Annotated in this window: 10 protein-coding genes and 1 pseudogene; 7 read left to right on the top strand and 4 right to left on the bottom strand. The window is 63.8% G+C overall.

From position 1 onward, the window contains the following. Positions 1-69: 69 nt before the first annotated feature. Both Harman_RS15465 and Harman_RS15460 read right to left on the bottom strand, forming a co-directional pair. Positions 70-861, bottom strand: coding sequence for an aldo/keto reductase (locus Harman_RS15465; protein ID WP_137684773.1), 792 nt, complete (start codon positions 859-861; stop codon positions 70-72). A 139-nt stretch (positions 862-1,000) separates the two neighbouring features. After that, positions 1,001-1,597, bottom strand: coding sequence for a hypothetical protein (locus tag Harman_RS15460; protein ID WP_235007230.1), 597 nt, complete (start codon positions 1,595-1,597; stop codon positions 1,001-1,003). 228 nt (positions 1,598-1,825) lie between these two features. Here Harman_RS15460 and Harman_RS15455 point away from each other — a divergent pair, with 228 nt between their 5' ends. From Harman_RS15455 to Harman_RS15425, 7 genes and pseudogenes are all read left to right on the top strand, one after another. Further along, positions 1,826-2,650 (top strand): M48 family metallopeptidase, encoded by an 825-nt coding sequence (locus Harman_RS15455; protein WP_137684679.1) that lies wholly within the window; start codon positions 1,826-1,828, stop codon positions 2,648-2,650. Positions 2,651-2,727: 77 nt separating this feature from the next. Further along, positions 2,728-3,581: pseudogene (locus Harman_RS15450) on the top strand (SMP-30/gluconolactonase/LRE family protein). Positions 3,582-3,700: 119 nt separating this feature from the next. Then, positions 3,701-4,705 carry an alcohol dehydrogenase gene (locus Harman_RS15445; RefSeq protein ID WP_200830926.1) on the top strand — a complete coding sequence of 335 codons (1,005 nt, stop codon included), beginning with the start codon at positions 3,701-3,703 and terminating at the stop codon, positions 4,703-4,705. A 125-nt stretch (positions 4,706-4,830) separates the two neighbouring features. After that, on the top strand, positions 4,831-6,165 hold the full coding sequence (locus Harman_RS15440) for a metallophosphoesterase (protein WP_137684677.1): 1,335 nt from the start codon (positions 4,831-4,833) through the stop codon (positions 6,163-6,165). Positions 6,166-6,281: 116 nt separating this feature from the next. Next, entirely contained in the window at positions 6,282-6,854 is a 573-nt protein-coding gene (locus tag Harman_RS15435; RefSeq protein WP_137684676.1) for a helix-turn-helix domain-containing protein, read from the top strand. Positions 6,855-6,862: 8 nt separating this feature from the next. After that, positions 6,863-8,617: an Nramp family divalent metal transporter gene (locus Harman_RS15430; RefSeq protein WP_137684675.1), complete on the top strand. Its 1,755-nt coding sequence runs from the start codon at positions 6,863-6,865 to the stop codon at positions 8,615-8,617. Beyond that, complete coding sequence (locus Harman_RS15425) at positions 8,605-9,051, top strand: hypothetical protein (RefSeq protein WP_137684674.1); 447 nt, start codon at positions 8,605-8,607, stop codon at positions 9,049-9,051. The genes Harman_RS15430 and Harman_RS15425 overlap by 13 nt, the downstream gene beginning before the upstream one ends. A 30-nt stretch (positions 9,052-9,081) precedes the next feature. Here the strand turns inward: Harman_RS15425 and Harman_RS15420 are convergent, their stop codons facing one another. Both Harman_RS15420 and Harman_RS15415 read right to left on the bottom strand, forming a co-directional pair. Then, entirely contained in the window at positions 9,082-12,126 is a 3,045-nt protein-coding gene (locus Harman_RS15420; protein WP_137684673.1) for an FAD-binding and (Fe-S)-binding domain-containing protein, read from the bottom strand. A gap of 23 nt (positions 12,127-12,149) precedes the next feature. Beyond that, positions 12,150-13,928 (bottom strand): L-lactate permease, encoded by a 1,779-nt coding sequence (locus Harman_RS15415; protein ID WP_137684672.1) that lies wholly within the window; start codon positions 13,926-13,928, stop codon positions 12,150-12,152. Between the last annotated feature and the right edge of the window lie 94 nt (positions 13,929-14,022).

Raw genomic sequence — 14,022 nt, 5'->3', positions numbered from 1 at the left:
TAGCGATTTACCGGTACACGCCGACCCCTGGGGGCGGCGCTATCCGGAAATAATCTACACTAATTACGATCAGTCCCAGGCGGCCGGCGACCAGTCCGGATTGATCCGCCGGTCGACCGTCTCGATACCGTCGATACGGTCGATTTCGGCGTCGGTCAGCGACAGGTCGAGGCTCGCCAGGTTGTCCCTGATGTGGGTCTCGCTCGTGGCCTTCGGGATGGCCGTCACGCCCTTCTCGCGGAGCCACGCGAGGCTGACCTGGGCTTCGCTCACGCCGTGGTCCTTAGCGATGGCTTCGATGACATCGTGCCCGAAGACTTCGCCCCGTGCCAGCGGGGAGTACGCGACCAGTTCGTAGTCCTGCTCCACCGCGTGCTCGCGGAGTTCCGACTGCTGGAGGAACGGATGCGTCTCGACCTGATTTGCGAACACCGGCGCGTCGAGCACGTCCATCGCCGTTTCGACGTGGTGGGGTTCGAAGTTCGAGACGCCGACGCGGTCGATCAACCCGCGGTCGACGAGTTCGTCGAATGCCGGCAGCGTCTCCTCGGGGTCGTACTCGCCGGCCGCCCAGTGGATGTACAGCAGGTCAAGCGATTCGACGCCGAGTTTGTCGAGGCTCTCCTCGGTCGTCTCGATCACGTCGTCGTGCGAGAGGTTCGAGATCCACACCTTCGTCGCCAGGAAGATATCGTCGCGGTCCACGTCGGCCGCGGCGATACCGTCGCCGACGGCGCTTTCGTTGTCATAGGCCTGTGCAGTGTCGATGTGTCGATAGCCGGCCTCAAGGGCCGTCCGGACGCTCTCAGCGCACTGTTCCGCGTCGTCGTTCTGCCACGTTCCGAGACCGAGCATCGGCATACCGTCCGCTCGCGGGCCACCCGCTGTCGGAGACTGTTGCTGTGTCATTATCGGACCCCAGTGCTTGCGCCTTTAAGCCGTTGGGAAGCCGGTGGGAAGGGCCGCCTGTCGGAGAGCGAACACGTCACCGACACAGCCTCTAGAACCCGAACGACCCGAATACCCAGAGTGCAACGAGAGGCGATACAGCGAGGAGTGCCCCGAGGGCAACCGTGCCGAGAACCGAACCGTGGTCCAAATCCCCGAATCCGCCGTCGTACCGCCAGAGCTGGACTGCGACGAAGACACTAGCGACGATTGCACCTCCGAGGGCCAGAAACGGGGGAAAACCTACCCTCGGAAGCGGTGTGGAGCCGCTTGAGGCCGCGAAATCGATACCGATGCCGACAGCGCCGACCGCTGCGGCCGCGACGACGTACGAGATCCCGGCGACGATGTGTCGGAGTGCCCCCATCACCGAGAACGACTCTTCAGAGGCCGGAATAACGCCCGGATCCGCGTAGCTTCCGACCCCGGCATAGAGAAACGGGACCGTGAGTACGCCGACGGCGACGGCGTACGGGAGGACCGACGAGATTGCGACGATGAGAACGGCCGCGGTCAGGGCGTACGTGCGCCCGCTGGCTTCCCCCAGAACCAGTGGCGGTACAAGGAGGACGGCGACCGCGACCACGACAAACAGGCAGACCGGGACGGAGTACGGTCGGAACCGCCCGACGGAACGTTGGAGAGCCATGCGAGAGCTCTTTTGAACCCAGGTGCATAGGTTTTCGGCTCCCCTATGCAGCGGTATTCTCGCCGTGTATCAGTTCGCTGCGGAGCCTGCGTGACGGCTGGCGTATCGCCGAAAGGCATAGCTGGCGGCGTTACGCGTTCCGAACGACGCCGAATCGCCGATAAATCCAGTGACACGAGCGGAATCCTGGGCCAGACGGTTTATACGGCCGGGCGGACTTGTCCCTGTATGACAGACTTCGGCTTACAGGTTCGGATGCTTGTCGTCGGTGCGATCCTGTTCGCGTTCTACGTGTTCGCCGGCACGGCGCTGTCGGTGCTGCTGGGCCTGCCGCTGGTCCCGGTGCTCCTCGTCGGGATTCTCGTTGTCCCGGCCATTCAGTACAAACTCGGGAAGTGGTTGGCACTCCGGGGCGCGGAGGACATGCCGGACGACAATCGCTTTGGCTACGTCCACCAGATGGTCCGGCGGCTCTGCAGAGATATGGGTATCGAGGAGCCGCGACTGATGGTGATGGACATGGGCGTTCCCAACGCCTTCGCAGTCGGGCGGAAAGGCGCTGGCGTCGTCGTCGTGTCGAGCGAACTGATGCAACTACTGGACGACGACGAACTGGAAGGCGTCATCGCGCACGAACTGGCCCACATCAAGAACCGGGATGTAATCACGATGGTCATCGGCCAGTCCATCGGCATGCTCGTCGGCTACGTCGCGTACTTCGCGGTACTTTTCGGCGGCGAGCGAAACATGGGTTCCTGGATTATGGCGATGGTCGCCTCCTCGCTCGCGAACGCGCTGGTTATGGTGTTCGTGCTGGCAATCTCTCGGTATCGGGAGTACGTCGCCGACGCTGACGCTCGCCGAGCCATCGGAACCGGGGAACCGCTGGCCCGCGCGCTCGAAAAGATTTCTCGCGGTGCCGAGGGGCGGGAATCGAAAGTGGAGGACAGCATGAACGCCCTCTGTATCTTCAACGCGGACAAGGGGCTGTTCGAGAAACTGTTCTCGACCCATCCGCCGACGGAGAAGCGCATCCAGCGACTCCGGTCCTGAAATAGCACCGGCGTCGGGAAATTCCGCCATAGGTTCGGAGCAGTACGCTCAAGGAACTGAGTTGCGAACATCGCGCCATGACACATCCGGATCGCGTCGCCGACACGCACGCTCACACAGGCGAAGGCCCGCTGTGGCACCCCGACGAGGAACGTCTCTACTGGGTCGACATCCCCGCCGGCCGTCTCTTCGAGTACGATCCCGTGGCCGACGAGTACGCGGTCGCATACGAGACGGACGGTGCCCCAATCGGCGGGTACACCATCGAATCCGACGGGGCGTTCCTGTTGTTCACCCAGCGGCGGGTCGAACGGTTCGTGCCCGGAGACGATTCGACGCGGCTCGTTGCCGAAATCGATGCCGACACGCGGTTCAACGATGTCATCGCCGACCCGGAGGGGCGGGTGTTCTGCGGAACGATGCCGGGCGACGACCACCTCGGTGACCTGTACAGGCTCGACACCGACGGCTCCGTCTCGCTCGTCATCGAGAACGTGGATATCCCGAACGGCATGGGCTTTTCCAGCGATCTGGCGACGTTCTACTTCACCGAGTCCGAAGCCCATCAGATATACGCGTTCGACTACGACCGCGCGACCGGCGCGGTGTCGAACAAGCGCACGTTCATCGATCTCTCCGGTGAAGAGGGAATCCCCGACGGCATGACTGTCGACGCGGACGATCATATCTGGTCGGCCCGCTGGAACGGTGGGAGGGTCGTTCGGTACGCACCGACCGGCGAAGCCGTGACCGAACTCGACCTGCCCGCACGCAAGGTCTCGTCGGTCACGTTCGGCGGCCCAGAGTACACCGATCTGTATCTGACGACGGCGCTCACCGACGGCGACAGGGTGACGGGGCCGGCGCACTCTTCCGGATTTCTGACGTTGGTAGCAGCGGGGTCCCGGAGTTCCGGTCGGATATTGCTTGAGTTGCGGTCTAAGAAGTGCCTCTCGACCGACGATACATACAGCAATCGTGGTCCGTACAGATAGCTGCTAACTGGCCGCTTATCCGCGTCGAGCCGAACGTAAAATTATGCCGAACACAATGCAAGCAGCGGTCGTGCCTGAGCCAGGTGCTGATTTCGAAGTCGTCGAACGAGACGTGCCCGAACCGGACCACGGCGAAGTCCGCGTCTCGGTCGACGCCTGCGGGATCTGCCACAGCGACGTGTTCACGAAAGAGGGGACCAACCCGGCCATCTCGTATCCACGGGTTCCCGGCCACGAGGTGGCGGGACACGTGGACGCCGTCGGCGACGGTGTCGACGCCTGGGACGTTGGTGACAGGGTCGGCGTCGGCTGGCACGGCGGCCACTGTTCGACGTGTGACCAGTGTCGACAGGGGAATTTCCTGCAGTGTGAAAACGGCGAAGTCACCGGACTCACCTACGACGGTGGGTACGCCGAGTACATGACCGCGCCGTCGGAAGCGCTCGCGAAGATTCCGGAATCGCTTGACGCGGCGGCAGCGGCACCGCTGCTCTGTGCGGGCGTGACGACGTTCAACGCGCTCCGGAACAGCGATGCGAACGCGGGTGACCTGGTCGCCGTCCAGGGCGTCGGTGGACTCGGCCACCTCGGGATTCAATACGCTCATGCGGCCGGCTTCGAGACGGCCGCCATCTCTCGGACACCGGAGAAAGAGTCACTGGCGACGGAACTGGGGGCAGACCACTTCATCAACGCGACGGAAGTGGATGCCGGCCAGCGGCTGCAGGAACTCGGCGGGGCCGACGTGGTGCTGGCGACAGCGCCGTCGAGTGACGCCATCAGTTCCATCGTTAGCGGGATCGGCGTCGACGGCTCCGTCGTGGTCGTCGGCGTCCCCGGCGAACCGGTCGAAGTGACCGCCATGGACCTCGTCCAGACCCGGGGTGCCGTCGAGGGCTGGGCCTCCGGACACGCACGGGACTCACAGGACACGCTTGAGTTCAGTTCGCTCCGGGATATCACGCCGGAAATAGAGACCTACCCGCTCGAAGAGGTCGAGACGGCCTACGGGCGGATGATCGACAACGAGGCGCGATTCCGAGCCGTGTTGGAACTGTAACCGGACAGGTCTCGATATCGGCGGGGCACGCATCTGCCCGCGGGACGCCCGGTTGTCTGACGGTCTCCCGCTGTGAGTTCCCGGAAAGCAACGCCTTTGTCCATGGATCAAGAACCCGTATTCCAATGGACGGCACCGCCGACGACCGCGTTTATTACGTGATAAGCGACCTCCACATCGGCGGTGACGAGCAACTGGAGGAGGTGGAGTTCCTCGACGAACTCCTGGATTTTTTGGCGCGGTTGGAGACCACCGACGAGGACGCCGAGTTAGTCATCAACGGCGACGCGTTCGGTCTCTGGGAGTTCACCGGCGTGTCCGGACTAGAGAAGTTCGACGTGCTGGAAGCGACCTACCCCTCTCTATTCGAACAGTTAGAGCGGACCGGCGAAAACATCCCGATAACGCTGGTACCGGGCAATCACGACCACGAACTCGCGGCCTATGACGAGTACGTCGAGCGGTTCGCGGCCTACAACGTGGACCTTGTCCAGTCGAAGTCGATCACTCGCCCGGTCGGGGACCACGCCATTCACTTCGAACACGGCAATCAGCAGGACCCCAACAACCGCATCGAGGACTGGGGCGATACCAACGTGACGCCGCTTGGCTACTACTACAACACGCTCGTGACGAGTCGAGCGGGTCAGCTTTCGGACCGTGGCCGGTACAACTGGCTCAAAGACGTGCAGGCCGTCACGCCGACCGAGCGGGTGCCGGTGTGGATGCTCTCGAAGTACTTCTATCGGGAGATGAACCCGCTGCTGCGGTACGCCCTGGTCCCGTTCCTGTTGCTCTTTAACGTCAGCGCTATCCTGGCGATTCTGGCGGCGCTGAACCTGCTCGGCGTCTGGTCCGCGCCGGTCGAAACCACGGAGACGTTTCTGGGCCAGTTCGGCACGGTCGGGGCCGCGGTCTGGTTCCTGCTCGTGGTGAACGCGTCCCTGGCCGGGGTCCTATTGCTCGTTGGAATTCCGCTGTATCTCCTGCGGCGGGACATCAAGAAGACGATCAACCGCTTTGGCGTCTTCGAGACTGACCTCACGGTTGACACCGAAACGCCGTACAGGGACGCCGCACAGGAGGTGTTCGAGGAGAACGAGGAGGCGGTCGTCTTCTGTTACGGCCACACGCACCGGCCAAGCGTCAAGCGGGTCGAGGGCGGCCTGATCGTCAACAGCGGGACCTGGCTCAAGCGCCTCCACCGCCGGGACGGGATCATCGGGCTCCTCCCACCGGTGTTCTATCCGTCCTACCAGCTCTGTGCGGTTCGGATTACCGCCGAGGACGGACAGGTCGTCGTCGACTACGAGGAGGCCCAGAAACCTAGCCCTAGCCCGGAAGAACTCACACTGACAGAGCGCCTCCTGACGCTCGGACGGACGCCCGATACGGAGTTACCCGAGCGAGCGGTCGTCGAAACCGAGCAGTCCGTTCCTGCCCCCGAACCGGCCGAGTGAGGTCCAGACGAGCCGAGAATGGTCCCATATGATGTTACGCTTCGAGCGCTGGTCGGCAGTATCCGACGTGGAAAACTCCAGAAAAATCTATTACATACGACTGTAATGGGGTACGTATGAGCAACACCGCGGACGATGGGCAGGCTGACAGTTCACCACCGTCCACGGCAGAGTTCACACCGGAGCGAGTGCTCTCGGTGTTTCGAGACCGCACAGACCAGGCGAAGCCGTTGACGGCAACCGACGTGATGGACGCGCTCGGCTGTTCCCGGAAAACGGCCCACAACAAGCTTGAAACACTGGTGGAACGAGGGGCGCTCGAAACGCGGAAGGTCGGCGCGCGGAGTCGGGTCTGGTGGATTCCGTTCTCCCAGCTCGTCGGCTCCGACACAGGACCGCAACAGCAGCGGGAGCCGCCCGTCGAACACAGCATCGCCGACGCGGACTTGCCGGGGACGGGGGCAGTACTCGATGACCGGCGCGCGGCGCTGAAGGCCGCGTACGACTATCTCCGCGAAAACCCCGACACCGATGCTGGAAAGCTCATTACGGAGGTGTTTCAGGAGCATCCGGCGGGCTACAAGACTGCTGACGAGTGGTGGGAAGCCATCGGACCCGCGCTCGAAGACCTCCCACAGGTCGACCTCGCCGCCGACCACGAACACGTCTGGCACTACGTCGGTGGGTGAGTTCTCCGATGACAGGGGACAAGCCGATGGACCAGTCGGACGTAGCGGACGAGTCGGAGTCGGAAACTTCGGAGGTGTACGCCTCCCTCGCGGAGCAGCGCTATCCGATATCCTCCTACACCCCGGTCGCGTACGACAATCTCGAAGCGGCACCGGAAACCGACGACTACCCTGACACCGGATCGGGCGGGCGGTTCAGGGAGCTCACGCTGCCGAAGGTCCCGAAGCTCCGCCACGTCGTCGGTCCCAGCGCGATCATGCTGGGGGCCTCACTTGGCAGCGGTGAGACCCTGTTCTGGCCCCATCTCGTCGCCAGCTACGGGTGGGGGCTGTACTGGCTGTTTCTCGTGGCCGTCTGTCTCCATTTCATCGTCAACACGGAGATACAGCGGTGGACGCTGGCCACCGGCGAGAGCGTCTTTCGTGCCTTCGAGCGGGTCCACCCGATCCTCCCGCTAGCCATGCTACTCGGCGGATTCATCAGCCTCGGCTGGCCGGGGTGGGCCGCGAGTGCTGCACAGATCGGTGCCGAGGGGCTCGCACTCGGCACGTACGACCTCGCCGGCGTCGAGATAGTGGGCTGGCGGCTGTTCGGCATCGCGCTCATGGTGTTCATCTGGGTTACCTACCAGGTGACACCACTGATGTACAATGTCGTCGAGAGTCTGCAGCTCGTTCTGGTCGCGCTGTCTATCGCGTTCACGCTACTGCTGTTCGTTCTCATCGGGTCAGTCGACGTGCTGGTCGGCGTCCCGGGGAGCCTGACCGAAGTCGGGGACTACTCGCCGGTCGGAACCATCGCCGTCCTGGTCGGGGCGCTGGCCTATGCCGGGGCGGGCGGATACCTCAACCTCTCACAGAGCCTCTGGATACGGGAGAAAGGCTACGGCATGGGTCGATACCAAGGCCGGATCAAGAACCCATTCGCTGGTGACGACCCCGAGACGGTCCACGAGGACGGATTCGCGTTCACGCCGGACACGCAGAATCTCAAACGGTGGCGCGGCTGGTGGCGCGTCACCCAGCTCGAACACCTGTTAACGTTCCTGCTGGGCCTCCTCCTCGTCACGACGATGCTGGTCGTCATCGCGGTGTCACAAGCACCGGGGGCGACGAGTGACGCGGTCGACATGTGGCTCATCGAAATCGTGCCCTCCGTCGGCGGGCTCGCAACGAGTGTCATCTACGTCACGCTGTTTCTCGCTCTGTTCACGACAGAATACGCGATCATCGAGTCGTTTGTCCGAAACAGTTCCGACATCATTTACGAACTATACGGTCGGGACGCGGGCTGGAGCCTGCCGCGGCTGTTCTGGGGACTGCTGACTGTCTTCTGTGGCTGGGGCATTCTCATTCTCATCCTCCCGATATCGATAGACGATCCCTTCGGACTCCTGGTTGTCGGCGCAGCGATGTCCGGCCTGTTGATGTGGCCGTACATCGTCATCGTCCAGCTCGTCAACGCGGTCCGGCTCCCGGAGCATACGATGCCAGGCTGGGGCCGCGTCGCCGCGATGTGGGTCGCCGCGGCGTTTTTCGGCTATTTCAGCGTCCTCCTGATTGGAACCGGGCTGGCGACACAGCTGGGACTGGGGACGTTTGCCGTCCGGACCACCCTGCTCGGCAGCGCACCGGGCGGGTACGCCCTCTGGACTATCTATCTGCTCGTACAGGCGTATACGATGTATCGGGTGGGACGGGCGAAGGTCGCGGCGGACGGGACGGTCGCTGAGGCCGCCACTGCACAAGGGTGGTTCTCGTGACCGACGAACTCCGCGTCCACCTGCATTACACGATGCGGGGGTCGTACCCGCTCCGGCTGCTCGACGTGTTGTTCTGTACGGAGCGGGCCTACTTTGTCGAATACGACTACCTGACGCCCGTCGACTTGGTGTTCGGGTCCCCCGATCAGCGAGCCGCCGCGTTCGCGTCACGAGTAGTCGAGGAGGGCGTGCCCGCGGCCATCGAAACCGCCGAAGCGGTCGAAACGCAGCCGTACGATACCCTCGACGGAATCGACATCCACTCGGGCGGTCGTGTCGGTCGGCCAAAGATAACAGCGCGGCCGCGGACAGGTGCCGCGACCACGGTCAGAGTCCACGGGCAGTTCGACACCGAACCGTTCACGCAAGCGCTTCAGTCGACGGTAGAGGGCCACGGCGTGACAGTAAGGCAGCGGGACGGCATCGGGTTCTGACCACAGTCCGATGGTACCCGACACGCCGTCCTAATCGAGTGCCGCCGCGACCATCTCGATAGGATGTGGCGGCTCCGTCTCACTGTCCCCGAAATCCTCAAGTTGGGACCGGCAGGACGCGCCGGGCGCGACGACCTGCTCGGCGGGCGAGTCGTCGATCTGTCCAAAGAGGAGATCGGCGATACCCGCACTCATCGAGTAGTGTTCGGCCTCATAGCCGAAGCTCCCGGCCATCCCGCAACAGCCCGAATCCAGCGGATCGACATCGTACCCGGCCCGTCTGAGGACGCCGACGGCGTGGTGGTCCTTCTTCGTCGCTTTCTGGTGACAGTGGCCGTGATACGCCAGCGAGTCGCCCGGTTCATCGAAGGCAATGGCCTCCCCCAGCCGGAACGTGTCGAGGTACTCACAGACGCCGTACGTGTTCTCCGCAACTATCTCGGCATCGTCGCCCGACAGCAGGTCCCGGTAGTCGACCTGATACATGACCGCATCGGAGGGTTCGATGGTGACCACGTCCCAGCCCTCGCGGATCCGCGGGGTCAGCGTGCTGACGTTCGCCTGGGCCGTCTCGCGGGCGTGGTCCAGCATGCTCTTTGAGTACGCTGGCCGTCCGCTGTCGGTCACGTCGTCGGGCACTGCTACGTGAATGCCCGCCGCCTCCAGCACCCGCACGGCCGCTTTCCCGACATCCGGGTGGCTGTAGTTCGTATACGGGTCGGCGAGCACGAGCGCCTTCCGGTCGGCTTCGGCTGCCGGGACCTGTGCCCCGCCGCGGTCCGCCCACCAGTCCCGGAACGTCCTCCGGTGAAAGGCCGGTAACGTCCGCTCACGCGTGATGCCGACCGTCTTCTCCATGAGGAGTCCCGAGCCCGGCAGGTCCATCAGCCAATTCGACACCGGAGCGAACGCGCTCCCGACCGAGAGCACCGTCTCGACGTTGGCGAACAGTTTGTCCCGCAGCGAGATGCCTTCGCGCTGGTGGTGCTCGTGGACCACCTCGGCTTTGAGTTTGGCCATGTCGACGCCGCTCGGGCAGTCCTTCTTGCAGCCCTTACAGCCGATACAGAGGTCCAGTACTTCCGTGACAAATTCCTCCTCAAAGGGATCATCGGGAAGGTCGCCGTCCATCGCCGACCGGAGCATGTTGGCCCGGCCGCGCGTGCTAGTGATCTCCTCCTCGGCGGCGCGGTAGGTCGGACACATGACGCCGCCGGTGGTCTCCTGGTGGCCGGTACAGCCCGCACAGCCGTGACAGAGTTCGACCATCCCCTGGAACCCGTTCTCGTTGTCCCAGTCGAGCGTCGGCTCGAAGCCCGCGTCGAACTCGTAGTCCGGATCGTATCGGAGGCTCTCGGCCGGATCGTGGTCGCCGCAGATGTTGCCCGGATTCAGACGCCAGTCGGGGTCAAACGCCGACTTCAGGTCCCGGAACGTCTCCCAGAGGTCGTCGCCGTACAGTTTGCGGTTCCACTGGGTTCTGGCGCGACCGTCGCCGTGTTCCCCCGACACCGACCCGTCGTACTGGACGACGAGGTCCGTGATGGCGTCCGAGATCGCTTCCATCGTCTCGATACCAGCCTCGGATTTCAGGTTCAACAGCGGCCTGATATGGAGGACGCCGGGGCCGGCATGAGCGTAGTACGACGCGAAGGTGTCGTGCTCGTCGAACAGCTCCCGAATATCGGCAACGTACTCCGGGAGGTTCTCGGCCGGGACGGCCGTGTCCTCGACGAACGGCCAGTGCTTGTCGTCGCCGGTCCGCGACAGCAGAATCGGCAGTCCGGCTTTGCGCATCTTCCAGAACTTCGCCTGCCGGTCCGCGTCGTAGGCTTCCAGCGCGTCGACGGCGTGGACCGGAGCGTCGGTGACAGCTGTTGCCCCGTCGCTCGGTGATTCTCTGGCGTCGTAGCCCGGAAGCCGGTCGGCGAGCAGGTCGGCGACTTTCTGTGCGCCATCGTCGGCCGAGTCGGCGTAGAACTCGACGAGCAGCGTCGAGTCGGTCTCTTCGGGGAGCAGACCGACGACATCGGCGAATTCCGGGGTCTCCGCGGCGAGATCCAAGAGCACGTCGTCCATCACCTCCACGGCCGAAGGGTCGTGGTCGAGAATGGGGGCCACGTCCCGCATCGCCGAGATGATGTCGTCGTAGGTCAGCATGGCGACGGCTGTAGCGTTGGGAACGGGTTCGAGCGAGACCGTCGCTTCCGTCACGACGGCCAGCGTCCCCTCGCTCCCGGCGAGCAGTCTGGCAAGATTGACCGCACCACGCTCCCTGGCGCTGTCGACCAGTTCATCCAGGTTATACCCCGAGACGTTGCGTTTGAGGTCCGGATATTTTGCGTCGATTTCCGCGCCATCCTCTTCGAGAATGCGAGCGACTTCGGCGTAGATACGCGTTTCGAGGTCGGCGTCCGGGCCGGCCTCGGCCGCCCGTGCTTCGAGGTCCTCAACGTCGACCCAGCCGAAGGTCGTGTGGGTCCCATCTGCGAGTACGACCTCGCACTCCTCGATGTAGGCGTCGGTCTTGCCGTATTTCAGCGAGTGTGCGCCAGTCGTGTTGTTCCCGATTGCGCCGCCGAGGACGCTCTTGTCGCCCCAGGCAGGATCCGGCGCGAACTTCAGCCCATGTGGTTCGAGGTGGTCGTTGAGCCGAGCGATGGTGATACCGGCCTGCGCGCGAGCCTGTTGGGCCTCGGGGTCGACCGACAGCGCCTCGTCCATGTGTCGCTTGAAATCGAGGACGACCGCCTCGTTGACGGCCTGTCCGGCGAGACTGGTCCCGCCGCCCCGTGGAAGGACAGGGATGCCCTCGTCGGCGCAGTACGTCATCACCGCGACCACGTCCTCGGTCGAAACGGGTGAGACGACACCGATTGGGAGCTGCTCGTAGGCGCTCGCGTCGGTCGCAAACAGCTCTCGGGTGTAGGTATCGAAGCGTACATCGCCGTCCACGCGGCGCTCCAGGGCCGCTACGAGGTCTGGTCGGTGGCCGCTGTCGCCTTGGTAATCGTAGTTCGCGCTCGGGTCTGTCGCCGGAGTACGCTGCTCGGGGGGTCGGGAGTCGTATGCCATGAGTAGAAAGAGAGTGAGTCGAGTTAGAACGCGCCCGGTGCCACGACGTACGCCAGGATGAGCGTCAGTATACCTGTGAACACACCGTAGTACAGCACCGGTATCAGTTCCAGACGGATGACGCGGCCCTCCTCACCGATGAGACCGACCACTGTGAGGGCGGCGACCACGTTGTGGATCGCGATCAGGTTGCCGATTGCGCCGCCGACTGCTTGTGCGGCGACGACGATCTGGGTCGGCGCACCGATCTGCTGGGCAGCCTGGAACTGGAACAGTCCGAACAGGATGTCACTGACTGTGTTCGATCCGGCGATGAACGCGCCGAACGCACCGATGAAGCCCGAGAAGAACGGGAACATCTGACCGGTCCCACTCGCCGTGATCTCCGACAGCAGGCCGAGCATTCCGGAGTTGATCGGCGCGGCCTCCAGCACGACGGCACTGCCGGTCCGTTGCATTATCATAACCGTCGCGACCGCGAACCACAGCGCGACAACGGCCGGCGCAATGTTCCGGAGCGCTTCACTCCAAGACGCTTTGATTTCATCGGTGTTCATCCCATGCAGTGCGTACGTGAGAACGGCGACGAGAACGAAGAGGCTCCCGGGGAGGTAGAACAGCTCGACGCCTTCCGAGAACGGCGTCCCCAGGATGTTGCTCCACAGGAGAACACCGTTCGTCGACAGGAACTCCTGAATCGGACTCACGACGCGGGTCACGACGAGCAGTGCGGCCACGAGGAGGTACGGCAGCCAGGCCATGCCAAGCGACATATCCTGCGAGTGGGACTCCGCGAAGGATGCCGTGCCGCCGTCAGCCGCGACAGTCCCCTCCCGGCTGCCACCCGTGGTAGTACCGACGCCCTCTCCGGGTTCGATACTGCCGATCCAGTGGTCCGGCCACTGGTCCTGGGGGCCGAAGTCCCACTCCTCCTCGGGGAGGAAGTAGCCGGCGCGCAGCGTGGTCGTGACCACGAGCAGCCCGACCATCGCACCCAGCAGGCCCGGGAACGTCGGGCCGAGGAAGTACGCGGTGGCGACGTAGGGGACTGCGAAGGAAGCCCACGCGAACAGGCACAGCGGGAGGACTTCGAGCGCGGGCTTGATCGACCGCTCCTCGCCGAAGAAGCGGGTCATCATGGCGACCCCGATGAAAGGAATCGCGATACCGACGATGGCGTGGATAATCGCCGCCCACACACCGATCTGGGCGACGTACGCGCCGACGCTTTCGAAGCCGCCCTGCTGGAGCACCTGCTGTGCCGCGCCCGTGCCCTCTGCGAACACTACGTCACGCAGTCCGATAATCAGCGGCGTTCCGACAGCACCGAAGGTGATTGCGAGAATGTTCCCTGTGAGTGCAACGACCACCGCTGCTAACGGCGGGAAGCCCAGGCCGACCAGCAGCGGGCCGACGATGGCCGCGGGCGTCCCGAAGCCGGCTGCGCCCTCGATGAACGACCCCATGAGGAAGACGAGCAGGATGACCTGCACGCGCCGGTCGTCGCTGATCGAGGAGAACCCGGCATTGATGACCTCGAACGCGCCGGACTGTTTCAGCGTGTACAGCAAGAGTATCGCCCCGAACACGATGACCAGGATTCTGGTCGCCGTCAGCGCACCGCGTATCGACGCGGCGGCGATCAGCTGTGGCGACATCTGCCAGCCGACGAAGGCGGCGACAGCCGCCACTGCCCACGCGATAGGCATCGTCCGCGTCGCGGGCTGGTACAGTCCGACCATCAGCACCGCAATTGTCGCCAGCGGCAGCAGTGCAAGGAGCACCAGCGTGTGCTCAGACATATGTTTTCACCCCCGATATCCGTTCGTTCGGACAGTTCGCACGTTCACTAGCTACGTGGCCCAGGAGGCGGTTACGATATCTCATTTCCGAACC

The sequence above is a fragment of the Haloarcula mannanilytica genome (genome assembly GCF_005406125.1).
In the GTDB taxonomy this organism is placed as follows: Archaea; Halobacteriota; Halobacteria; order Halobacteriales; family Haloarculaceae; genus Haloarcula; species Haloarcula mannanilytica.
Note: the sequence above shows the minus strand (reverse complement) of the source record. Positions and strands in the feature narration are given on the sequence as shown.